The organism is Brevibacillus sp. RS1.1 (genome assembly GCF_013284365.1).
Classification (GTDB): domain Bacteria; phylum Bacillota; class Bacilli; order Brevibacillales; family Brevibacillaceae; genus Brevibacillus; species Brevibacillus brevis_D.
Genome location: NZ_JABSVA010000007.1, coordinates 221,491 through 244,507, shown reverse-complemented (window position 1 = coordinate 244,507; position 23,017 = coordinate 221,491). Strand labels below are relative to the sequence as shown.

Below are 23,017 nucleotides of genomic sequence, written 5' to 3'. Positions count from 1 at the left end.
ACTAACGAAAAAAGGTGGCACGTATGAGTCAACACGCACATTCCCTGAATGAGGGGAATAACGGAAAGCCGGTCGCGTTTCGCTCTCGCCCTTGGGCAGCGACGCTCATTTTGACCGGCGGGGTTTTCGCATTAATACTGGGGATGTTTTTGTCTGTGTCATTCGGAGCAGCCGACATCCACTTTGCTGTCGTATGGGAAGCTATTTTTCAATTTAATCCTGCTATTACCCAACATCAAATTATTCAGGAGATTCGATTGCCGCGATTACTCGGCGGTGCAATGGTTGGGGCTAGCCTCGCTGTTGCAGGTGCCATCATGCAAGGGATGACACGCAATCCGTTGGCAGATTCGGGATTGCTCGGTCTGAACGCAGGTGCCGGATTTGTTTTGGCACTTTGCTTCGCTTTTTTCCCGGGTCTGCCGTTCATGTATCTGATTCTCTACAGCTTTTTGGGTGCTGGCGTAGGGGCAGGTATGGTCTACGGGATCGGTTCATTGGCAAAAGGCGGCTTGACTCCGGTGCGCCTCGTTTTGGCAGGTGCCGCATTGACCGCCCTATTGTCTGCGTTAAGCGAAGGGATTGCGCTTTACTTTAAAATCGGACAGGATTTGGCCTTCTGGTATGCAGGCGGTGTGGCGGGAACCAAATGGTTTCAGCTTGAAGTCATGTTTCCGTGGATTGTCGCAGCTCTTATTGGGGCGATGATGTTGTCGCGTTCCATCACGATGCTCAGTCTTGGAGAAGATGTGGCAAAAGGATTGGGGCAGCGCACGGCATTAGTCAAACTGGCAGGCATGATCATCGTCCTGATTTTGGCAGGATCTGCGGTCGCTGTTGTTGGCGCTGTAGGCTTTGTTGGATTGATCGTTCCACATATGACCCGCTTTTTGGTTGGGGTCGATTACCGTTGGATCATTCCTTGCTCAGCCATTTTGGGCAGCTTGCTCGTCGTATTCGCCGATTTGGCCGCAAGAATGGTAAATCCCCCGTATGAGACACCGTTAGGGGCACTTATTGCACTAATCGGTGTACCGTTCTTCCTTTACTTGGCGCGTAAAGAAAGAAGGGAGATGTAATGATGCAGCAGATGGTTTCCCATTACCAAACCCGCAAAAGAAATAGAGCCTTTGCGGTTATGACGATACTCGCTATCCTCATTTTCATCGCGTTTATCATCAGTATGAACACAGGCTACATAAGGTTGTCACCAAGCGATCTTCTGATGACGCTAATCGGTTCTGGAACAGACAAACAAAGTCTGATCTTGTTTGAATTCCGCTTGCCGCGGATTGTCATTTCCCTCCTGATTGGGGCAGGACTTGCCGTATCCGGTTGTATTATTCAAGGAATTTCCCGCAACGCGTTGGCTGAACCTGGTATTTTAGGGATCAATGCTGGTGCTGGCTTGATGGTGATGCTGTTCATTTCGTTTTATCCTTCAACGTCTGCGGCACCTGTTTTTTTGTTGCCAGTGTTGGCGTTGCTTGGGGCCAGCGTGACAGCAGCGCTGATCTTCGTATTGTCTTATAAAAGACACAAGGGATTGTCTCCGACCCGTATCATATTGACGGGGATTGCCGTGGCGGCTGGGATGAGTGCCGCGATGATCGTCTTGACGCTGAAGCTGAGCCCGGACAAGTACCAGTTCGTGGCGACTTGGCTCGCAGGTAGTATCTGGGGGACCAACTGGAAGTTCGTTCTTTCGCTCTTGCCCTGGATCGCCATTTTAATTCCCTATGTTTTTTACAAAGCACGCGTCATGAACGTGCTCAATTTGGGAGAAGAGTTGGCGAAAGGCTTGGGTGCACCGGTTGCCAAAGAGCAATTGAAGCTGCTGGCTGCTGCTGTCGGGCTTGCCGCTTCCTGCGTAGCAGTGAGTGGAGGCATCGGTTTTGTCGGGCTGATCGGTCCGCATTTGGCTCGAAGACTAGTGGGGCCAAAACATGAGATGCTTTTGCCTACATCTGCGCTGGCGGGTGCGCTCCTGGTCATCGTGGCAGATACGATCGGACGCTGGATCATGCAGCCGTCAGAGATTCCGACTGGGATCGTTGTAGCCGTTATCGGTGCTCCGTATTTCTTGTACTTGTTAGCACGTTCAAAAGCATAGTTTCGCAAATGGTGAATATAGCGAGCGTTTTCCCGACGAGTTACGGGGGAGACGCTCGTTTTGTATATAGCGAAGTGAGGACGAGGCAATTTGGGAATTGAAAAGAGGGAGAGGTTGGAGGACAATGGGGGAGAAGAAGCAACCGCCTTGTGTTTGTTATAATAACAGCATGAGCATGTATCGGGACAAAAAGGAGTAAAGGCATATGATCGATCGATTAGACCACTTGGTTTTGACGGTAAAAGACATCGAGGCAACCTGTCACTTTTACGAAAAGGTCCTGGGTATGAAGGTAGTTACCTTTGGCGACGGCAGGAGGGCTTTGCACTTCGGCCAGCAAAAAATCAATTTGCATCAAATCGGACAAGAATGGGAGCCAAAAGCACTGCATCCAGTCGCAGGCTCCGCTGATTTGTGTCTTATCACATCACTTCCACTGGAACAAGTCATCCAGCATATCCATACATGCGGCGTCCATTTGGTGGAAGGTCCTGTTGAAAAAACAGGGGCCATCGGGCCAATTCGTTCGGTGTATTTTCGTGATCCGGATCAAAATTTAATCGAGGTCTCGCAATACTTGCCACAGGAATCAGGGGAGGATTCCCTTGCTCCTGCCATCAAGGAGATCTCCAAGAGATTGCAAGAACGTGAACGTGGGACGAGCGGCGCATACAGCGTCTTGCTTCCGCTCGTCAAAATGGCTGATAACCAGCTAGGCATTTTATTTGAAAAAAGAGCCAGTACGATGCGGAGACAGGCGAACGAGGTTTGTTTTCCGGGAGGGCGAGCTGAGGAGAGCGACGAATCCCGTTGGGCGACGGCTGCTCGGGAAACAAGCGAGGAGCTGGGGATTCCACTTGATCAAATTCATTATCTAGGCGAGCTCGATCAGGTGATTGGGCCAGGCTCCTCTATTATTACGCCCTTTATTGGATACGTGGAAGGAATACCAGAGATGAAGCCGAATCCAGACGAGGTCGGAGAGGTCTTTATCCTTCCACTCGAGCGTCTATTGGCAACACAGCCAGCGAAGTATCTTTCCACTGTCATGTCCGAGCCCGAAGAGGATTTTCCTTATCATCTGATCCCGGGTGGCAAGCGATATCCGTGGAAAATAGGGACAGTCGAGCATTTGTTTTACGAGGTGGACGGGCGTGTCATCTGGGGGTTAACGGCCCGGGTGTTGGCTCAGTTTCTTGAATGGATTCACATCGATGACCAATCAACTGATAAACAATAAAAGCGCTTGTTCAAAAAGTTGAGGAGTGGAAAGCCATGTGGACAAACAATTCGATCACTTCGCGTTTCCATTTGAAATGGCCGATTATTCAGGCGCCAATGGCAGGGGGAGCGACCACACCTGCCTTGGTAGCCGCTGTCTCAGAAGCAGGGGGACTCGGAACGCTTGGTGCAGCCTATATGTCTCCTGAGCAGATTCGTGAGGCGATCAAGTCCATTCGGGCGTTAACGGATAAACCGTTTGGCGTAAATCTGTTTATCCCGGAAGATTTCGATGCTGACCAGCCGATCGCAGAAGGCGTTGCTCAGGCAATGAATGATGTGCGAGATCGATTGGGCATCCCGCATAATCCGCAGGTGACGCAATTTACAGAGCCGTTTGCTGAGCAGATGGCTGTCGTCCTGGAGGAACAGCCTGCCGTTTTCAGCTTTACCTTTGGTGTTTTGGATCATCGCTTGCTGGCAGAATTGAAGCAGCGGGGAATCACTGTCATCGGAACAGCGACAACCGTTCGTGAAGCAATTGCATTGGAAGCAAGCGGAGTCGATATGATTGCCGCTCAAGGCAGTGAGGCAGGCGGGCACCGTGGGTCCTTTTTGCCGGATTCACCAAGCAATATGATTGGAACAATGGCGCTCGTCCCGCAAATCGTAGATCGAGTCAAGATACCCGTAATCGCGGCTGGAGGGATTATGGATGGGCGAGGGATCGCAGCAGCACTTGCGCTCGGGGCACAGGCGGCACAGCTTGGAACGGCTTTTCTGACGTGCAAGGAGAGCGGAGCACATGCCCTGCACAAGAAAGCCATTCTAGAGACGAGAGATGAGTCTATCGTGATGACACGTGCTTTCTCAGGAAAATGGGCAAGAGGCATTCAAAATGAGTTTATGACAACGCTCGCCCCACTTGATCACGAGCTCCCGACCTATCCGGTACAAAATGCCCTGACGAAAGACATTCGAGCAGCAGCGGGCAAGCAGCAGCAACGTGCGTACATGTCGATGTGGGCGGGGCAGGCAGCTCCACTCAGCCAGGAAATCAGCGCGAGTGAGCTCGTTGAAAAGCTGGCAGCGGAGACGACGAGAATTTGCAGCAATCTGGGGCAATGAAGCCACGCCACGCTACAAACGGAGGAAATCAAAGTGAACCAGGAATACGCTCTCAAGGGGAACCTTGTCGCAGATGGACAGGAATTGCATAATGGTCTCGTAGTCGTGGGAAGTGGAACGATCACCTATGCTGGCAAGTATGATGAGTATGGTAAAGCTTTGCCAGATCATGTGGTGACAGTAGAGGATGGCTGGATTTGCCCTGGATTCGTCGATATGCACATGCATGGGATTGACGGATACGACACGATGGACGGGACGCCGGAATCCCTTCAGGCCATCTCGACTGCACTTGCGCGGCATGGAGTGACGTCTTTTTTGGCAACGACGATGACGGCTCCTTATGCTCAGTTGGAGCAGGTGCTGGTAAACATCGCACAGAACAGCAAGGAAGGGCTTTTAGGGGCACAAACGATCGGCATCCATCTGGAAGGCCCGTGGATCAATCCTCGCTACAAGGGGGCGCAAAAAGAAGAAAACATCGCGATACCCAAGCTCGATGCGGTGCAAAAGCTTTACGGGCTGTCAGAAGGCTTGATCAAGGTCGTGACGATTGCGCCAGAACAACCGGAAGCACTTGAAGCGATTGCCTGGTTAAAAGAGCGCGATGTGATCGTGTCTGCTGGACATACAGGCGCTACGTTCGCCCAGGCGACGGAAGCGGTAGATGCGGGCGTGCGCCATTTTACACATTGCTTCAATGCCATGACAGGGTTGCATCATCGGGAGCCGGGCGTAGTGGGCGCCGCGATGTATCATGAGCAGTTGAGCACAGAGCTGATCGCAGATGGCATCCATGTGCATCCCGCAGTTATGAAGATTTTGTATCGGGTCAAAACGGCGGAAAAACTCGCGCTCGTTAGCGATTCCATGCGGGCAGCCGCGATGGGCGAGGGGACTTACGATCTTGGGGGACAAGAGGTTCACGTCCATGACTATCAGGCAAAGCTCGCAGATGGAACCCTTGCAGGAAGCATCCTGACGCTGAATCGGGCGGTCGGTAATATGGTGACGCTGAGCGGTGTCTCTTTGCCAGATGCAGTAGAAATGGCTTCCTTGACACCAGCAAGCATCCTTGGCTTTGGCGAGCGAAAAGGACGATTAGCGGCAGGGTATGATGCGGATATTACGGTATTGAATACACAATTTGACGTGACCATGACTTTTGTAGCAGGTAAAGAAGTTTATCACCAGTCAAAATAGTTTCTTATATAGAAAAAAGCAGTCCAAGGTCGCTCTTGGATTGCTTTTTTAGTATGAAAGAATAGAGATGTCCCCGGGCGGTTGTGGTCGGGGTGAAGCCCTGCCACATGTTTTCCAGTCGCCTATATCCTCACTTCGTTCGGGCGGTCTCCTTCCAAACATGTGACAGGGCTTTCGTACAGCTTTTGTTAACTTCAGGCTTTTACCCCGCATTCAAAGATCAACTCAGAGTGCCTTTCAGAACTTTATCGATCACCTTCCTGAATGACCTTTCAAATGTTATGAGCAAAAAGCCGCGCGGGAAGAAGTGCATTTCCAGTCCAAGCGCCTCTGGAGCCCGCCCCAGCGTAGGAAAAAATGGCGGGGAATTTCAGCTTCACTCATGGACTACTTCCTCGAAACTTCTACGTTTGAAGCGCTCCTGCCATTTTTTCCGAAGCGGACAGTGATACCCCTTGCGGGGCGGAGGCCGAAGCATAGACTGGAAATGCACTTCTTCCTTCACTACACCCCCTTTTCAAAACTGCTGTTGCAACGCATCCGGTTGAAACCAGATTTTATGAAAGTCCAGCCACCCCGACGAATTGATCGACACGCCTCGTAAAGATTTATGGAACGACGTAAGTGTCTTTTTCTGAACCAGATACAAGACAGCATAGTTTTCCTTGATCATAGCTTCGATTCTGGCGAGATGGCGTTCCCGCGCAAGTCGATCCGGCTCCTGAAACGTCAAGCCAATCTCCTTGTTGATGGCCAAAGTCAATGATTCATCAAATGCGGGGAGAAAGTAATTTCTTTGCAAATACATCTCCAGCTCGCTGATTTGATCGCTGCTAAACACATTGCCGTATAGCTGGCAGTCATGTTCAGGCAAACAATCGCGATTCGAAAATTCCCATGGTTCTCTCACATCGACTGCCAGATGAATGCCATATTCGCCACAGCGCTGTTGAATCCATAGCGCATCTTCTTCATGGTAGGCTGTGGTCACGAGACGTAATGTTTCTCCCTGATAGTCGCTTTCTTGTAGCAGGGAAATGATTTGGGCATGACAGGGCTGCTCGTTCTCTCTCGCTCTTACCTCCCTTAAAACAGGGTGATACGTGCGGAAGCCTTTTGCCGGGTAGATGCGATCACCGCCCAAATCGGCAATCATTTGATCCCGATCAATTAGCAGATCAAGCGCTTGACGGAACTTGAAATGATTGTGTGGACCGCTCTTCCACTGGTTAAAAACAAGCAAATTACAGCAGGAAAAAAACGCCTCCGTGTCGCACCAGCCCTGACCATCTTGAATGACTGCTTCCCTCAAAGCTTGTGCTTTCGACTGGACACCGTGCGACACCATTACAGACGCCCAATTTGGTTCTTTTAGGCGACCCGTTTCCAACTCGGGGAAGATCAAAATTTCCACACGATCCAACTGCGGTCTCCCCAGAAAATGAGCAGGAAATGCCTCGAGAGTACAGATCCCCTCGGTAAGGCGGACCAGTTGAAAGGGGCCTGTTCCGATTGGCTTTTCTCCAAAGCCTTTCTCATCCTGCCGAACGATTTCTTCTGGAACAATGCTTGCGGGTATCGTCGCCAACAGCCTCAGAAGCAAGTAATTCGGTTCTTTAAGCAGGATGCGCACGGTTCTGTCGTCAATGGCGATGAGCTGATCTATGTCACGAAACATCCAGCTTGCTTCATACGTGTCTGGATACAAGCGAAGCCGATTCAGGGAAAAAACAACATCATGAGCAGTCAGTTCCCGTCCGTGATGAAACAGCACGTTCTTTTTCAAATAAAAGGTCCATTCTCTTGCATCTGGACTGCTTTCCCATGAGTGGGCGATGGAAGGTAAAATCGAACGACTATTCAGATCATATTGGACGAGTGTATTAAAAATTTGTCCCACCAGATGTGCATCGAAGTGGTAGTAAACCAGACCAGGGTCCAGCGTCACAATCCTGCGGTACACCGGAAAGCGCAAGATATCTTGGTGCGATACCGATTGGCTTGCGAGTTGGCTGGAGAACCCCATTCCTTCCGAGAGCCAATCCATGATCTGATCTTTGGCGGCAGCTTTGCCGTAGCGATTCATGAGCTCCATCGCTTCTTGGACGTCGCCCTTGTTTATTTGCAGCTTGACCTCGGCGAGGAGGATCTCATCGGAATCAGCATAAAGCGTCATGACCGAAACATTCCCGCGCCCACGCCCAGCCTTCCATTCGATCCAATCCAGCTCGACTAGCTTACGGACAATTAGCTTGGCGTGGCGAGGTGTACAGTGCCAAATCCCAGCCAGCTTTTCGATGGTGACAGGGAAGGGTTTCCCGATTTCTTCTTGATGAAAAACCGAACGAAGCTCTAAAAAATGCAGAACGGTAACCATGCTGGCCCCCATTTCTCTGATGAAAATAAAAATGCATGCTTAAAAAAGGTGATCGGATTCACGCAAATCGAACCCTTTTTCCCCTTTTTCTAGTTCCCTATACTGAAGATAACACGATAGATAACAAACGGGAATGGGAAAGAGAGATGGGGAGAATGAGATTTCATCCGGTGGCATGGGGTGTCATTATCGGTACATTTTTGTCACGTACAGGCTTTTTTATGACACTTCCGTTCTTAGGGATTTATTTAGGAAGGGTAAAAGGAATTGATCCGGCGATCGTTGGTTCGATTCTCGCACTCAGCTTGCTTGTTGGAACGATTAGCAGCTTTGCTGGGGGAGCCCTTTCAGACCGATTGGGGAGATATCCAGTGATGATCACTGCGATGGGAGCTTGGAGCATCGTATTGATTGGATACGTTTTTGCGACGGAGACGTGGATGTTCTTTGTTTTAAGTGCTTGCAACGGCCTTTTTCGAAATGTATTTGAGCCGACAGCCCGTGCCCTGCTGGCGGATGTCACGTCGGATGATCAGCGGGCAGCTGTTTTCAACGCTAGGTATTTCGCGATCAACCTGGGTGGAGCAATCGGTCCGTTCATCGGCTTGCAACTGGGAGCAGGAAGCACTTCCTTGTTACCGTTCCTCGTTACCGCCATCATTTTTGCCGTGTATGCAGCTGTGTTGGTGGTATTTATGGTCATGTTCAAGGAACAGCTGAAGAAGGACGTGGCTGCTGATCCGGTCACCATGAATCAGATGGCACGCATTGTTTTTACAGACAAAGTATTTCTATACTTGTTGCTCGGGAATTTGTTCGTTGCTGGTGCCTACTCTCATCTTGACACGACACTCTCCCTGTACATTGGGCATGATCGGATAGAGGCGTATTCCTTTTTATTTGTAGTGAATACCATCTCCGTTTTAGCGCTTCAATATCCGCTCGCCAAGTTTATGAAGCGCTACTCATCGATGACTGCATTGAAGCTGGGCTGTCTATTGTTTGGATTAGGGCTGTTCGGTTTCGGGCTATTTACAAATTTGTTTTGGCTCTCTGTGTCGATGGTGGTGTTTACGATCGGTGAAATCTTGTGCTTTGTCGTTGGAGATATCCTGATCGGGGAGATCGCTCCCGAGCATTTGCGTGGAGCATATTACGGCGCCAGCGGTTTTGCCTTCCTTGGACAGAGTGTTTGTGCATGGATTGGTGGCGTGTTGCTCCAGGTACTCGGCTTTGGACAAGGGCCTCTCATTTTCGCGATCCTTATGCTGTTGACCTTTATCGCGCTTCCGTTTTATCAACGCGGCCAGTATTTATGGGAGCAGCGGCAACAGCAAAGAAACAGCTGTGAAAAATCCTCACAAGTTATGATTTGAATAGGGTACGTAACAACAAAAAGAAGCACGCTGTCGAGGTATGCTTCTTTTTATTTTTGCCATATCCAACTGACTAGTTGTTCTTCTGAATGACTCCCCACATGTTTCCGCTCGGGTCAAAAAACTTTAGCACCCATCCGAAGCCATCGTTTTGGTAGTGGGTAATCGAGACTTCATGTGCCTGCAAATAATCATGGAGTGCATGCACATCCGAAGTGGTGTACAAAAAGACGGGCATGGGTTGCTGATCAACGGTAAAGGTTGTGGACGTCTGCTCATCCGTTTCCCATAACATCAAGGTGGGTCCCGCAGACAGGGCGAGAAAAGCGGAAGTACGATACCGCGCTTGCAAGGAAAAACCAAGGTGATCGCAGTACCAGTCAATGCCCTCTTCCAAATTTTTTACAGGAATTTGTACGTGAAGCAACGATTCCAAATGTGCCATGATCAATTCTTCCCCTCTCCATGCTTTTCTTTATATTGCCATAATCCCCCATCTTTCGTTATCATTTTTTGAGAGGAAAGATAGGGGAGGCCATGACATGGGACAGGTAGAACGGGAAAGAGGTCTGAAAAAAGGCACGATCCTGCAAAAAGCTTATCGGATCAAAAAGATCATTTCCACAAGTGAGCTGTCGAATGTGTATGTGGTCTACCATTTGAAAAGCAAGCGGACACTCATTCTCAAAGAGTTTTTCCCTCAAGCATTGGCGATGCGAGATTTGGATCACGTGAAGGTCATTTGTCGCAGACCATCGTTAAAAACCAAATTCGACAGGCTGCTAGACAGCTTTTGGCATGAGGCGTCCCTGCACAAGGAACTGAATCATGCAAATATCATCGGATACATCGACCATTTTGCCGAAAATGGCACAGGCTATCTCGTCGTGGACTATTGCAAAGGGAAGACGCTGGATGCGTATGTATTGGCCCAAACCGAGCTTGATCTGGGATCATTTTTGCATCAGACGGTACTTCCGATCTTTGACGGATTAGACTATTTGCACAAAAAAGGCATCATACATCGCGATATTAAGCCCAAAAATATCTTGGTCACAGAAGCTGGACAACCTATGCTGATTGATTTTGGCTCCGCGATCTACTTCGTGAGTGATGAACCCAAGCCGATTGTGACAACTGAAGGATATTCACCGCTTGAGTTTTACTCGGGTCAATCCAAGCAAGGAGTAGTCTCGGATATTTACAGCCTGGCAGCCACGCTGTATTACTGTCTGACCAAAGAGCGTCCCGTTGATGTGGCGGCAAGAGTCATTGAGGATACCTTGCCAGCGATTCGAACACGGAACCCTGATGTTCCGCTGCTGCTGGCGAATGTCATTATGTGGGGATTGGCCGTCGACTCGAAAAAAAGATGCCCCACACTCAAACTGTTTGCGACAGCGATTCGTGCAGAGCATCTGATTTGGAAGGGAAAGGCACGCTTCTCTCTTAAGAAGCTTCCTCACTAGACGATTTCTTAAAGCGAATTTCGATCTCGGTCATCCGATCCTCGAAGGTCACATACACCTTGTCGTTGTATTGGAGGACGAGCTTTTTATGTCGGGGCATGGTTTCCTTGCCCCGCTCAACTGTGCAGTGACTATGATTGACCAAGAGCAGCGTCTGATTTTTTCCCGGCTGGAGGTAAATCTTTTGCGCTTCGGGCAAATGCTCATTCACATCCAAACTGGTGAACAGCTCCTGCAAGGTGATCCGCTGCTTCTTGCCAAAGGAGGCGAGAGGCCAAAACTTGACAGGGATGTCGTTGCCGCTTGCTGTGTGCAGGAAATACCCCTCCAGACGACCTACAAACGCAGGCTTGGGACGTGTAAGCAGGTAAACACCGTAGCCGATCGCAGCTACGAGCAACACAATCATGCCGATGGTGATGTAACGATCCCATACCGAGTGCACGGTAATGACGAGCGGGCCTGTGACGCTTGCTCCTTCTGCATCCGTGGCGGTGATGGTGATTTCAGATGTACCGCTTTTCTCTGGTGACAGCTTTAGAGCCGTGTCTTGAATCGTAGCGACAAATCGTTCTTCCGGATCAGCGGTGACGATGGTATAGGTGAGCTTGTCGTTATTGGCATCTATGAAGAACGAACCCAAATCGATAGCCTGCTCGCCGTTTTCCTTCTCAATCGTCAAGGTATTGACCGAGGCAGCAACTGGCGCGATATTCGTAATGTCATAAACGCTCGTCGCCGTTTCGCGATAAAAGTCCGGGCCATTCATGAAGATTTTCCACTCGTACTTGCCCGTGTGAGGGAAGACGTAGTCGACTGTAAAGCTATCGCCAAGATTCTTCATCGGGACCTTCTCTTCTTTTTTCCCCACGAGATCGTTTACGATCAGTTCTGCTTGCATGGATGCGTACACATCCTTGTCATCCAGTCGTCCCTCCTGATGCTGGAGATAGGTAGTAAACGTGGCCGGATTCCCTTTGATAACCGGTTCAGGCTTGACCTCTACACCAGCCATCAAGCTGTAATTCCCCAGTAAATTGATCTTCACCAAATCCCCAGGTTTACCCCTAAATTTAACGAGATAGTTACCCTTCTTCGGCTTTTCTATTTTCATCAGCGAGTATTTTTGGGATTTCATAAAATGGACATTCTGCGATTGATAGTACACTTGCGATTCCAGCAGCGGATTGTTGGACAACAAGATGATGTTCGCTTCCTGCATGCTGGAATTAGGTATGGTCACGGTCACTTCCTGCAAGCCACCGGTAGCTGTCATGGCCGCCACGGATACGAGCTGGGATTGAATATGCTTGGCAAAAATCTGATTGAAGATTTCAGGCAGATCATCAGTACTTTGTGTGACAAAGGAAGTTCCGCCTGTTGCTTCTGCGATTTTTTTCAATTGTTCCTTCTGGACGGAGCCATCGTTATTGAGACCAATCGTATAGATCGGATAGCCTTGCGCTTTTGCCTTCGAGATAACTGTCTCCACGTCCTTGTTGGATGCTGCCACACTCCTGCCACCCGCATTTTGCCGCAAATCTGTTCCCCCGTCTGACAGAAGGATCAAAAATGGCTTGCGAGCCGGGTCCTTTGCTTTTTCAATCATCTCTGCCCCTCTGCGCAAACCGAGTCCCAAATCGGAATACCCAGAGTAACGCAACCCTTGAATGGTTCGCTTGAGCTGTTCTCGATTTCTTGCTTCGGCCATGCTTGCCGGAGACTGAGCTTGTACAATTCGATCGTTATAGGCGACAAAGCCAATGCGGGTACGGGTGGCTTCGCTCATATCAATGAACATACTCATGACCTCTGCGGCTGTTTTGCCAGGGTCCGTTTTGTTCATGGAATTACTCGTATCAACGACAAAGACCGCGTCTACTCCCGCCTCTGCTGTTCCATTTGCCCCAGCAGTTAGAGGGGCGGACAAGAAGAGCATGGGGAGGAGCAGTCCGATGACCACCATTCGAAAAAGTGGCGGCAGAGAGAGGGTTGACTGACGATTTTTGTACATACATTCACCTTTTTTCTGAAAAAAATTTTAAAAAGTTCATGACTTACTAAAATGGGACGATTTACCTATAAATGGTTGTTCGTATAAAAAATCGGTTTCCTATTGCCGATGTATATAAAAGTTAATTGCACCCATTTTTGTAAATATGAGGTGAATGCATAATGCTCCCCAGCGGCAACTAGGGAGAATTATCTATCAGTCCTTGTGCTACTTTCCTAGTAAGAGAGGGGACAAGGCGAGGCTTATCCCTATTTTTCCGAAGACCTAGGAAAAGAGACTCTGTGTCTTCAGCATAAAACGGGAATCCAAGAAAAGGAAGATTTGTGGAATAAAATGGGTCTAAATACTGAGAATGGTCGTATAGGTATAGGGAATTTGTCACAATCCACGGAATGTTGACAAATAATGCGGGCAAAGTTTAATTTAGAGGCAAGATTTTTTGTTTGTTTTTGGTATAAATGTCACGTTTTGTATCTTTGTTCGTGAAGTAGGACTCATCATTTATCAAGTAGGACTAAGTGGTTATGCAGACAACAGAAAGGGGCCATTTATGGACATTATTAACCAGACCAACCGAACCATGCTGTTCGAAGAGATCAACCCGGAAAAATTGGACCTGATCACCATTGTTGGAGATGTAAAAGGCATTGATAGTCTCAGCGACGACAAGATCAAGGAGATCAACGAGCATCTTCTCGTGCGCAGCTTCGATGAGTTTTTGGACAAGTTCTCCCCGAGCGTGTATTCGTTCTACAATGCAGCGAACCAAAAAGTGATGTACACCTTGAAGAAGCCTGACGGAATTGCAGAGGATGCGATTTCCGAGATCAAGATCGATCAGAGCAACGACTTCTTGAAAATGCTGTTTACCCTGATTGATACGAAGCGCAGCCAAGGGATCACCAACGTGGATTTCAAATTCGAGAATTTGCTCGATATGATTTCCCCGAAAAAAGTGATGGATGACATCCGTCAGGTGCGCAAAGAGATCCACTACTTGTACGGCCATTACGAAAAGCTCGATGATGGCGATCCGAAGAAACTCGATCTCGGTGACAAGCTGAACACGATGTTCGAGGATGCTAGCAAAAACTACAACAACGTCATGGCGATGCTGCCGCTGGCGATTGAAGATATCAAGACACGACTGCTCTTGGGCGGCGCTCAAGAGGAGAACCAATCCGAAGCGATTCAGATCGGGATGCTGACGATTGGGGAAGACGGAGAACTGAAGATCATCGAGGCACCAAAGAGTGACAGCCGCGAGCTGATGGTTCTCGATGAAAACAGCGGAAACGGACTGATGAACGTTTTCGAAGAGGATTACGAGTCGATTACTGAGACGCCATCCTCCTATGTAAAAGATCTCGTGGTGCGCACCTTCTGCCCACTGCCGACGGTACATACCGAAGTCAACATTGAGACAGAAGTACAGAACTACAATACGTATCTCGAGTTCTACAAAAACGCAAAGGACGACTTCGTAAAAACGGTGAAGCCTTTGGTGGAGAAAATTTTGGGTGTGAAGATGTTCTTCGATCAGTACGTGACCAAGAACAAAGGCATGCAGCCAGCTATGCTGATCACGAATACGAAGCTCGACATGCTCGTGAAAAGCAGCAACATTCCACGTCTGGAGACCTATCTGAACACGGTCAACGCGAAAAACGACTTCACAGATACGATCTGGTTCGGAATCGTTCCATCCGTTGATATGGATTCCGCCGGAAAAGCACAAGTGACTCGCGAGCGTTTCCGTGGCAATGAAAAAGTCGTCAAACAGGACGGCAATACGATGGAATCGCTCACCATGCTGCTCCAGGTCGTCAAGGACTTCAAGGTACAAGTGTTCTTCAGCTTCAGTACAGGTGAAGAAACCACCTTCAACAGCATGGCGACAGCGGGCATTGATAAATACATCGACAAGTGCGGAATTCTGGTGCGCAAGGAATTCAGTGAATTCGCAATCCCGTGCATTCCGAACTTCACGATTATTCCCAAAGATAAATCAGGAGTTGTCATCGACAGCAGAATGCTGCAAACCGAAGACGGCGTGAAGCTGTCCCAGGAAAAAGAAGACATCCTGAAGCTGTGGATCGAGGGTGTTTATGTCGGTGCCAGCTATGTAGCTGCTGGTGTCGTGGCAGCGTACCAGTGTCCAGAATACTTGCGCGAAGCCTTCAAAGTGGTTAGCCGCGAATATCCGGGTGTGCGCTTTGACATCGAAGCAGGTGAAAATGGATTGCGTGCCGTTACCACAATGGCCAAAGAAATCTCCGGCTTCACCAACAACATCAAAGATTCCATCAACCGCAAAAACTTTGGATTCGTTTTCTCTTCGGAAAATGCACAAATCCAAGGCAAAGATATCAAGCGCATTACGGTGTACAAGGCACGCAGCCTCGCTATGGCAGAGGACGGCTTTGATTCCATCTACAAGACACTTGTCAGCACCTATATCGAGCGGATTCTCCGCTTCCAGACAGGTGATTTCAAACACGATAACATCGTGAAGTTCTTCAGTAACAATCCGAGCAGCCAAAAAAGCAAATGGCTGGGCACACGAGGCTTCGTGAACTCCATTATTCACGACGGCGATGACATGAGCTACATCATCGATGACAAGAGCAATCTGTGCCATATCGATCTGGTGTTCAACGGCAATGTGAAAAACCTGGAGGTCACCATCACCAAAGGAACGACTCCGGTCAAAGCATAGCATTGATCCCCTGGAGAGCTGTTTATGAAACTTTTTGACACTTTACGCAGGTGGTTAGAGGTGTGTTTCCCAAAACGCACCCTTACACATAAGCCTCGAAGCCAATCAGGTATTTCGAGAGCAAGATCTCATTTCAAGGAGGTTTTATCCATGGGTTTTCGACTTAAAGTAGAAGGTTCTGAAACAATTGAGCTGGGCATGGACAACATTCAGACAGTAAAGTACGACACTGACACGCCAGACGATTCCAACGCGCGCTCCACAGATGTGGGTGCAACACTGAGACTGACTGGCAAAATCATCACTGCAACAGATGGTGACAGTGCGGATGACACCATGAAGCTGGCTCTCTGGTCTTTGGTACCAGCAGAAAAAGCGGATTGCTACCGCAAAGTAACACTGGAAGTAATCGCTGCTGATCAAGTGATCCGCAAAATCTACTTCCCGAACGCATTCGTAGTAGATTACAACGAGAGCTTCGGCGATACCGAGGGTGTAGGAACATTCAGCATCTTCATCAAGCAAAAGAAAGACAAAACCGAATTCACCAAAATCGAAGGCGGCTACGCTGTTTAGGTTTTGAGAGAAGTAAGGTAGGAAGAGCCGTACCTCGAAAGCCGTGTTCGAGGTACGGCTCTACAAAATAACGAAAATCATTGCCAGACAGAGGGTGCGCACATGAAAAATTATTACGAGATTCTGGGGCTAACCAAACAAGCTTCCACGAATGACATCAAAAAAGCATACCGTCAACTGGCAAAGCAGCATCATCCGGATGTCAATGCCGGGAGCATGGAGTCAGAGCGAATCTTTAAAGAAATTACCGAGGCCTATCAGACATTGCAAGACCCGGCCTTGCGCGAGGCGTACGACGCGCGTTACGAAGCTTTTCAGCAGAAGAAGCAACAGCAGACCAGTCATACAAGCAGCACAAAACAAGGACAAAGCAAACAGCAAGCGCAGTCTGCACCAGGTGTGAACTTCGAAGATTTGGGGAGCACCTTTGAACGATTTTTTGGTTTTCATCCGAAGACGGGTGAGGTTAACCCAAACACCATGAAATCCGAAAAGAAAAATCCACTGGATACAACAGATATGTTTGAACAGTTTTTTCGCATGAAGAAAAAATAAGAGGGAAAAATCGGGCTTGGATGACAGCTCTTTCATGACATAGAGGTAGTAGCAACCTGCTCCTGTCTTTGGATGGATGTCCATACATACACCATTCTCCCAAAGCTCGGAGCATTTTTCTTACAAGGAAGTTCAAAAATTCGTCTTTTGATCACGAAGTCATTCTCGAAGTTCATTCGGCATCGAAATTTACGTTCACCTTTGAAGTCCGGTGCTCATGTAGGTCCCCTACACTGCGCTCCTCCTTCTTCAGGTTCACGTAACTTTCTCGGTGCTGAAAAGACAAATTTTTGAACAAGAGCATTTTGAGGTAGTTGATTGGGGGTTAAGACGTGGCGAAGAGAAAAGGGTACCAAAAGTCCATCAGAGTGAAGCTCATAGAGCTGTTGATTTCCATTCTTGTGATTAGTGCACTCATTTATGTCTTTGGTTATACGGATAGCAACGCTCTGAAAATTTTTACAGGAATCGCCTTCGGACTCTTTTTGTTCGGGGTCATTATCGTCAGATTCGGAAGCCCCGACGAACCGGAGCCAAAGAAAGAGGATGGCGTCACCAAACTGGTTCTATTAGATGAAGAGGGAGAGAGCGTGAAGGAGTGGTTGATCCAAGGGGAGACCTCCCTTTTGATCGGCAAAAGCTCCGCGCAAAACGAGGTTGACATCGACTTGGCGGACGCGGAATACGCAGCCTTGATCAGTAAGCAGCATGCGGTTCTGAATCAAGCGTCCGGGGACTGGTTCATCGAGGATATTCATTCCAAAAACGGCACGGGCATCAAGCAGCCGAACAAACGTGACAAGAGCAAGCTAGAGATTGAACAGCCGCATAAAGTGAAGGCTGGCGACATCATTTACATAGCCAATACCCGCTTGTTGCTGAAATAACAACGGGGGAAACATCGCTTTTACACATACATATCGTCCTTGCACGGAACGAAACGGGGGAGCAGAAGAATGAGTTTGACAAGATGCGCGAATGGTCACATGTTTAGCACCAGAAAACACGGAAGCACCTGCCCTTATTGTAGTATGGTCGTCGAGCCTGGGGCGAAACCGGACAACAAAGCACTGGCGAGAGTGGCGGACGACGATAAGACGATGCCATATCTGGGGGAAACAGAAGGGATTGAACCTGTTACCGGATGGCTGGTATGTATTGAGGGGCCACAACAAGGTCAAGATTACCGCATTATGGCGGAAAAGAACTTCATCGGTCGCGCAGAGGATATGCATATCCGAATCGTCGGAGACAACGCGATCTCTCGCCGCAATCATGCGGTAATTGTCTACGATCCGAAAAAACGCAACTTTTACTTGCTCCCAGGTGATGCGTCGGGGCTTGCCTATCATAACAATGAAGCGGTGTACACACCAGTCGAGCTTACTGCGTACGATGTGCTCCAGCTCGGAAAGAGTACCTTTATTTTCATCCCGCTGTGCGGTGTTCACTTCGAGTGGGACAACTCCAACAAAGGCAAGGAATGATGAGCATGTTTCAACAGGGCGCAATCCCGTATCTGGTCGTCCTTGGCGTGATCATTGCCATTACTCTTTTGTTTCGTCTGCGTGCAGCTTTGATCCGGGAAGAAATGAATCCCGTCATCCAGATCGGAAATGGACAGACGATCGGCAGGCGAGAAGAACAGGATGATTACTTTTCGACAGCAACATCGTCTCATGGGACGATTGCGGTCTTGGCTGATGGAATCAGTGGACTGGCTAACGGAAGACTTGCTTCAACGCTTGCCGTGACTACATTTATCCGTGAATTTACTAAGCTGGACAACCCGAAGCATATCTCCCTCTTCTTTTCCCGGGCTGCTTTTCTTGCCAATTCGGAGATTTTGCAGGCCTTAAGAGGAAGTCGGGGTGGGACAACACTGGTCGCTGGCGTAATCGTTGAGGACAAGCTGTATTGGGGAGCGGTTGGAGACAGTATCATTACCGTTTTCCGGAATGGAGAATTCATTCCGATCAATCAAAAAGACATTTATGAGTCGGTGCTGGAGGCGCGTTTTCTGTCCGGTGAGATTACGAAGGACGAGGCGTTGGAGCATCCGCAGAAAAAACAGTTAATCAACTACTTGGGCTACGATAACTTTCAAAATATCGAAATTGGTCGTGAGCCGTTTCCGCTTGAAAAGGGAGACAAGGTCATTCTCTGTAGTGACGGGGTTTACGATACGTTAACCGAGATGGAGCTGGAGCAGATTTTGTTCCAAAATATCGCTGCCCATGACGCGGCTGACCAAATCATTGAAGCGGTGGAAAGCAAGCAAAAAGCCAATCAGGACAACGCAACCATTCTCATCCTGGAAAAAGGCTGGTAACGGGGGAGCGGGTAGTACGAATGAGAAAGGACAACAGTGAATTCATTACCGGGTTTCTATCCGAATCAGGCAGCTTCGTTCGCAACAAGGATTACTTTGCCTACGCACAGCTGGATGATATCGCGTGCTGGGTAATCGCCCGTGGATTGGATAACGATCAGGAAGTAGAGAGTGCAGAGTTGGCGGCCAAAAGCGTTCTGGGCTACTTTTTGCAGAAGCCGTCCATTTCGCGTTATCGCATTCGCCGCTATTTGCAGGAGGCGCATCGTGTCCTGCAAGCTGAGAGCCATCGCGTCAGACTAAAAGCGAGCCTGACCGTAATCGTAACGGACTATGCCAGAGTGAGGTACGGGATCGCTGGTAACACTCGGCTGTATCAGTTTCGCAATGGCCGACTGCAATGGCAGAGCAAGGATCAGAGTCTTGCCCAGCAGATGGTGGACGGGGAGGAAATTGCAGAGGACGCGCTTGATCAGCACGAGGAGCGCCATAATCTCTTGAGCTATTTGGGGACACCCAATGAATTTCGTCCGTTTGTCTCCAAGAAGCTCCCGCTCTATGACGGTGATGTTTTTCTACTTGCTACCCCTGGTCTGTGGGAAAAGGTGAATCCGGCCGAAATGCAGGACGGTCTACAAGAGGCGAAAGATCCAGAAGCCTGGATCGATACGCTGGAGGACGTGCTTTTGAGCAAGCAGGAGCATGTCGTTCAAAACTACACGGCAGCTGCTATTTTTGCGAACAAAATTTTCAAGACAGACCCGCAAAAAAAGTGGCGGATCGTCAAAAGGGTGGCACTCATCCTTCTCGTGCTTGCCTTGGCTGGTGGCGGCGCTCTGCTGTTCAAGATGAAGGAAGCGGAGCGCATCGCGGATGCTGCGACAGGGATGTTTGAGCATGAAACAGCCGGAGACGCTTTCATTGCGGAGGGCGATTATCCGAAGGCACTCAAGGCGTACAGCGATGCCCGAAATGCTGCAAATATCGTGAAAAACAAAATTCAGGCTACTCTCTTGGCCAAAAAGATCCGCATCACACAGTTGATCGTGGATGGAGATACGGCTGTAAAGGATGAGCAGTATACCAAAGCATTGGATAAGTACGACAAGGCGCTCAAAGAAATGAAAGGGCGCGATGATTTTAACGAATCGGAGATTTTGGAGAAAAAAGAAAAGACGCAATCGTATGTGCTCGTCATGCAGTGGAAAAAGGAAGGCGATCTCTTGTTTGAGGGGCAGGATTACGCTGGTGCGGAAGCCTACTACCAAAAGGCGCGCAAGCTGGCGTTGGAAACTTCCTTTGTAACAGGAGAAAAGGAGCTGCGTACCAAGCTGGACGAGGTAGCTTCCAAAAAGACGGGTATCGATAAGGAAAAGAAGACGCTCGACGGCGACAAGCTGGAGAAGCAAGGCGACGAGAGCTATGCAGCACAAGACTTCGAGGGAGCGATCCAATCATATACGATGGCGCAGGAAATTTATCAGGAGATTGGTGTGCTGGAGAAGGTTTTGGCGATGGAGCGCAAGGTGACAAAAGCAGAGGAGAAGCTGAATCCTCCTGCTGCTCCGTCTTCGGCAGGTGCGCCAGCAGGTCAGCCTCCTGTGCAAGGGACGGGTGCTGGGAGTCAACCTCCGGTAGTTCAGTTGAATCAAGGGGCACCAGTTAATCAGACAGCTCCTGCAAATCAGACCGCACCGGTAAATCAAACAGCTCCGGTGAATCAAACGGCACCGACGAACCAAACAGCTCCGATCAATCAGGCAGTCCCAGTCAATCCAGTGGCTCCAACGTACCAGCTAGTTCCGGTGCCCCCAGTAGTGCCGACCAATCAAGCAGCTCCGCCAGCCGCGACAGCTCCGGCGACTCAGCCAGTTCAGCCACCGCAAGCTAATCCACCAGCTACAGCCAACCCGACACAGGAGGAGGCAGCGAAAACGCCATGAAAGAGATCGTACTGGATCGTTTAAACAAAATGGAGGAGCTGGAGCAGCGCAGATTGCTCAAGCAGATCATGAACGGTGTCTTCCTCAATCTGGTCGAGTATCAGGAGGAGATGCAGAAGAAGCTGGAGGAGCGTGTTTTTTCCGAGATCGAGGACAAGGAAGATAAGCATGACATCTATGTGACCCTCTGCCACCGCGATGACTTTGACCCAATCCACGAGTATTTATACCCGATGATTCCTGGCGATGAGGAAAAGAAGGTATGTGATCGCAAAGAGTTGGCGGTCAAGCTCAGCAACCAGGAAGAAGCGGTCATGATGACGATCTTTTTGGAGTGTGAGTACGACAAGGTTCAGGAGCTGATGATGAGCAAGCGAACCTTCAAGGGTCGTCTGAACACGGCAGGCAATCACTATCCAATCGAGGTGCGCCTCCAACAAAGTCGCGTGTATATGGATGAGCTGGAAAAGCTGTACAACATGTTTCAAAAGAACGGGATGCCGTGGAAAACAGTGAATCATCCTTACGCGAGCAAGTTTTTCGATGTCATTCTGGTTGCCTGTGAGGGCACGTTTACAGAAGACGAAGAGATACTGGAAATGTCGATTACCCTCGATGAGTGGGAGCCTTACAAAAAGCTGGATGTCATCCCGTTGTGGAACATCGAGCGCTTGGCTTTAAAAAACATCGGCTTTCCCGTACCTGCCATTGACCGGGTGAACTTCGAGCATGTCCTGTCGTTACGTAAGACGGGTAGCGAGCACGGGTATTTGGTGGATGGAGATGAAGAGCTGATTCGCTATATCAAGCGATCACCGGAAGAGCTGACGATCGTCTCGCCTCAAGAGAAGTCGGGAGTTTGGAATGTATGCAAAATTACGCAGCCTGTCACGACCCGTATCGGAAGACTGGATTACGAATTAGTGTCCAATCGTCGCAAAAACAGCTTCATTGGGAGCTATGCGCGGAAGCAGGCGATGACCGTACGGGCCAAAGGAGAGATTATACGGATCGTCCATTCCTTTGAAGCCGCTGAACAGCTGGAGCTAGTGAATGTTGAGATTCGGGATAAAAACAATCGTCCTCCCGCTACATACGGTTTGAATCCGTTCATTAGCGATAATGTGCGCGTAGAAAATGACAAAAAGATCATGGCTCTCGGCTTTCGGAGACGCGTGGCGAACAGCTTTATTCTCCAAGACATGATGAGCTTCCTCGTTTCCGAGGTGCAGATGTATTTTCCGGAATACAAGTGTGAAGGAGAATGGGCTTGAATTACATCTGGGATTTGGTTATTCGTGCAAAACGCGCCGGGATCGCCAATAAAGACATCCAGTTCAAAGCGGCCAAAGTGTATTCGCCCTACATGGAGCTGAGTCATGAGGCCATCAACGCCAAAGCGGTGGAAAAAACGGTAGAGGTGAATCCGTACTATCGCTTCGACGATATTTTCCGTGACCTTTTTGACGCCAATTACTCCGACGATGCAGAGCTTCGGCATACCTTGTTTGATATCATCATCCATCTGCTGGCCGAGATTGATCTGTCGCAAGGGATGAACAAGCGTGAATACCACATTCGTTTTGTATTGCGCGACTTGGAAGCGGGGCTGTTCGGCAGTCGGGTACAGGAAAATATTCGACTTTTTACCAAAGAGGAGCGAGAGATTATCGCGGGCAATATTTTGCGCTTGTATGAGACTGGTGAAGCGGTGTACCTGCTCAAGGATACGATGCGAAAAATATTCTCTCACTCTACCATTTACGCCAATTGCGAAGAAAAAGATGAGCTGCTGATTTACGTCGGGCAGTCGGAGAGTGAAACCGCACAAGCCAAGCTCGCTTTAATCAAGGATATTTTTCTACCGGTTCGGTTCCATACAGAGATTTATTGGCGAAACCATTTTGGCATTTTGGATGTCGAGGAAACGATGCAAATCGACAATGTTGCACTTTACTAGAGGTTTTTGACCGATTGACCCCAACAAAAGG

At 49.1% G+C, this 23,017-nt stretch carries 19 protein-coding genes; 16 read left to right on the top strand and 3 right to left on the bottom strand.

Annotation, left to right across the window (positions count from 1 at the left end):
- Positions 1-23: 23 nt before the first annotated feature.
- From HP570_RS21995 to nagA, 5 genes are all read left to right on the top strand, one after another.
- Positions 24-1,079, top strand: a complete 1,056-nt coding sequence (locus HP570_RS21995; RefSeq protein WP_015892731.1) for a FecCD family ABC transporter permease — start codon at positions 24-26, stop codon at positions 1,077-1,079.
- Between the two features lie 2 nt (positions 1,080-1,081).
- Positions 1,082-2,113, top strand: a complete 1,032-nt coding sequence (locus tag HP570_RS21990) for a FecCD family ABC transporter permease (RefSeq protein ID WP_172141692.1) — start codon at positions 1,082-1,084, stop codon at positions 2,111-2,113.
- 205 nt (positions 2,114-2,318) lie between these two features.
- Entirely contained in the window at positions 2,319-3,353 is a 1,035-nt protein-coding gene (locus tag HP570_RS21985) for a VOC family protein (RefSeq protein WP_173627135.1), read from the top strand.
- A 35-nt stretch (positions 3,354-3,388) separates the two neighbouring features.
- Complete coding sequence (locus tag HP570_RS21980; RefSeq protein ID WP_173627134.1) at positions 3,389-4,462, top strand: NAD(P)H-dependent flavin oxidoreductase; 1,074 nt, start codon at positions 3,389-3,391, stop codon at positions 4,460-4,462.
- Positions 4,463-4,495: 33 nt separating this feature from the next.
- Positions 4,496-5,665, top strand: coding sequence for an N-acetylglucosamine-6-phosphate deacetylase (gene nagA, locus HP570_RS21975; RefSeq protein ID WP_173627133.1), 1,170 nt, complete (start codon positions 4,496-4,498; stop codon positions 5,663-5,665).
- A gap of 517 nt (positions 5,666-6,182) precedes the next feature.
- Here nagA and HP570_RS21970 read toward each other — a convergent pair.
- Entirely contained in the window at positions 6,183-8,042 is a 1,860-nt protein-coding gene (locus HP570_RS21970) for an SgrR family transcriptional regulator (RefSeq protein ID WP_173627132.1), read from the bottom strand.
- 155 nt (positions 8,043-8,197) lie between these two features.
- On the opposite strand from HP570_RS21970, the gene HP570_RS21965 reads away from it, so the two are divergent.
- Positions 8,198-9,418 (top strand): MDR family MFS transporter, encoded by a 1,221-nt coding sequence (locus HP570_RS21965; RefSeq protein WP_173627131.1) that lies wholly within the window; start codon positions 8,198-8,200, stop codon positions 9,416-9,418.
- Positions 9,419-9,491: 73 nt separating this feature from the next.
- Here HP570_RS21965 and HP570_RS21960 read toward each other — a convergent pair whose 3' ends face one another.
- Positions 9,492-9,863 carry a VOC family protein gene (locus tag HP570_RS21960; RefSeq protein WP_173627130.1) on the bottom strand — a complete coding sequence of 124 codons (372 nt, stop codon included), beginning with the start codon at positions 9,861-9,863 and terminating at the stop codon, positions 9,492-9,494.
- 97 nt (positions 9,864-9,960) lie between these two features.
- On the opposite strand from HP570_RS21960, the gene HP570_RS21955 reads away from it, so the two are divergent.
- Complete coding sequence (locus tag HP570_RS21955) at positions 9,961-10,887, top strand: serine/threonine protein kinase (RefSeq protein WP_173627129.1); 927 nt, start codon at positions 9,961-9,963, stop codon at positions 10,885-10,887.
- On the opposite strand, the gene HP570_RS21950 is transcribed toward HP570_RS21955, so the two are convergent.
- On the bottom strand, positions 10,868-12,901 hold the full coding sequence (locus tag HP570_RS21950; protein WP_173627128.1) for a VWA domain-containing protein: 2,034 nt from the start codon (positions 12,899-12,901) through the stop codon (positions 10,868-10,870). The two genes, HP570_RS21955 and HP570_RS21950, sit on opposite strands and share 20 nt — an antisense overlap.
- Positions 12,902-13,451: 550 nt before the next feature.
- Here HP570_RS21950 and HP570_RS21945 point away from each other — a divergent pair.
- The 9 genes from HP570_RS21945 to HP570_RS21905 all read left to right on the top strand — a co-directional run bounded on the left by HP570_RS21945 (position 13,452) and on the right by HP570_RS21905 (position 22,986).
- Positions 13,452-15,620 carry a hypothetical protein gene (locus HP570_RS21945; protein WP_064202745.1) on the top strand — a complete coding sequence of 723 codons (2,169 nt, stop codon included), beginning with the start codon at positions 13,452-13,454 and terminating at the stop codon, positions 15,618-15,620.
- Positions 15,621-15,770: 150 nt separating this feature from the next.
- The gene (locus HP570_RS21940; protein WP_015892720.1) at positions 15,771-16,196 is read left to right on the top strand and encodes a hypothetical protein; all 426 of its coding nucleotides are present in this window, start codon (positions 15,771-15,773) and stop codon (positions 16,194-16,196) included.
- A 102-nt stretch (positions 16,197-16,298) separates the two neighbouring features.
- Complete coding sequence (locus tag HP570_RS21935) at positions 16,299-16,751, top strand: J domain-containing protein (protein WP_015892719.1); 453 nt, start codon at positions 16,299-16,301, stop codon at positions 16,749-16,751.
- 332 nt (positions 16,752-17,083) lie between these two features.
- Positions 17,084-17,638 carry an FHA domain-containing protein gene (locus HP570_RS21930; protein WP_173627127.1) on the top strand — a complete coding sequence of 185 codons (555 nt, stop codon included), beginning with the start codon at positions 17,084-17,086 and terminating at the stop codon, positions 17,636-17,638.
- 69 nt (positions 17,639-17,707) lie between these two features.
- Entirely contained in the window at positions 17,708-18,238 is a 531-nt protein-coding gene (locus tag HP570_RS21925) for an FHA domain-containing protein (protein WP_015892717.1), read from the top strand.
- A gap of 5 nt (positions 18,239-18,243) precedes the next feature.
- Positions 18,244-19,083, top strand: coding sequence for a PP2C family protein-serine/threonine phosphatase (locus HP570_RS21920; protein ID WP_015892716.1), 840 nt, complete (start codon positions 18,244-18,246; stop codon positions 19,081-19,083).
- Between the two features lie 20 nt (positions 19,084-19,103).
- The gene (locus HP570_RS21915; RefSeq protein WP_173627126.1) at positions 19,104-21,026 is read left to right on the top strand and encodes a PP2C family protein-serine/threonine phosphatase; all 1,923 of its coding nucleotides are present in this window, start codon (positions 19,104-19,106) and stop codon (positions 21,024-21,026) included.
- On the top strand, positions 21,023-22,300 hold the full coding sequence (locus HP570_RS21910) for a normocyte-binding protein (RefSeq protein WP_173627125.1): 1,278 nt from the start codon (positions 21,023-21,025) through the stop codon (positions 22,298-22,300). Before HP570_RS21915 ends, HP570_RS21910 begins: the two co-directional genes overlap by 4 nt.
- Positions 22,291-22,986, top strand: coding sequence for an iron-dependent peroxidase (locus tag HP570_RS21905; protein WP_173606930.1), 696 nt, complete (start codon positions 22,291-22,293; stop codon positions 22,984-22,986). Before HP570_RS21910 ends, HP570_RS21905 begins: the two co-directional genes overlap by 10 nt.
- The last annotated feature ends 31 nt before the right edge of the window (positions 22,987-23,017 follow it).

What these genes read in the sequence shown, in the direction of transcription:
- HP570_RS21995 (WP_015892731.1), top strand. Translation starts at nt 24, where the DNA reads ATGAGTCAACACGCACATTCCCTGAATGAGGGGAATAACGGAAAGCCG.
- HP570_RS21990 (WP_172141692.1), top strand. Translation starts at nt 1,082, where the DNA reads ATGCAGCAGATGGTTTCCCATTACCAAACCCGCAAAAGAAATAGAGCC.
- HP570_RS21985 (WP_173627135.1), top strand. Translation starts at nt 2,319, where the DNA reads ATGATCGATCGATTAGACCACTTGGTTTTGACGGTAAAAGACATCGAG.
- HP570_RS21980 (WP_173627134.1), top strand. Translation starts at nt 3,389, where the DNA reads ATGTGGACAAACAATTCGATCACTTCGCGTTTCCATTTGAAATGGCCG.
- HP570_RS21970 (WP_173627132.1), bottom strand. Translation starts at nt 8,042, where the DNA reads ATGGTTACCGTTCTGCATTTTTTAGAGCTTCGTTCGGTTTTTCATCAA.
- HP570_RS21965 (WP_173627131.1), top strand. Translation starts at nt 8,198, where the DNA reads ATGAGATTTCATCCGGTGGCATGGGGTGTCATTATCGGTACATTTTTG.
- HP570_RS21960 (WP_173627130.1), bottom strand. Translation starts at nt 9,863, where the DNA reads ATGGCACATTTGGAATCGTTGCTTCACGTACAAATTCCTGTAAAAAAT.
- HP570_RS21955 (WP_173627129.1), top strand. Translation starts at nt 9,961, where the DNA reads ATGGGACAGGTAGAACGGGAAAGAGGTCTGAAAAAAGGCACGATCCTG.
- HP570_RS21950 (WP_173627128.1), bottom strand. Translation starts at nt 12,901, where the DNA reads ATGTACAAAAATCGTCAGTCAACCCTCTCTCTGCCGCCACTTTTTCGA.
- HP570_RS21945 (WP_064202745.1), top strand. Translation starts at nt 13,452, where the DNA reads ATGGACATTATTAACCAGACCAACCGAACCATGCTGTTCGAAGAGATC.
- HP570_RS21940 (WP_015892720.1), top strand. Translation starts at nt 15,771, where the DNA reads ATGGGTTTTCGACTTAAAGTAGAAGGTTCTGAAACAATTGAGCTGGGC.
- HP570_RS21935 (WP_015892719.1), top strand. Translation starts at nt 16,299, where the DNA reads ATGAAAAATTATTACGAGATTCTGGGGCTAACCAAACAAGCTTCCACG.
- HP570_RS21925 (WP_015892717.1), top strand. Translation starts at nt 17,708, where the DNA reads ATGAGTTTGACAAGATGCGCGAATGGTCACATGTTTAGCACCAGAAAA.
- HP570_RS21920 (WP_015892716.1), top strand. Translation starts at nt 18,244, where the DNA reads ATGTTTCAACAGGGCGCAATCCCGTATCTGGTCGTCCTTGGCGTGATC.
- HP570_RS21915 (WP_173627126.1), top strand. Translation starts at nt 19,104, where the DNA reads ATGAGAAAGGACAACAGTGAATTCATTACCGGGTTTCTATCCGAATCA.
- HP570_RS21910 (WP_173627125.1), top strand. Translation starts at nt 21,023, where the DNA reads ATGAAAGAGATCGTACTGGATCGTTTAAACAAAATGGAGGAGCTGGAG.
- HP570_RS21905 (WP_173606930.1), top strand. Translation starts at nt 22,291, where the DNA reads ATGGGCTTGAATTACATCTGGGATTTGGTTATTCGTGCAAAACGCGCC.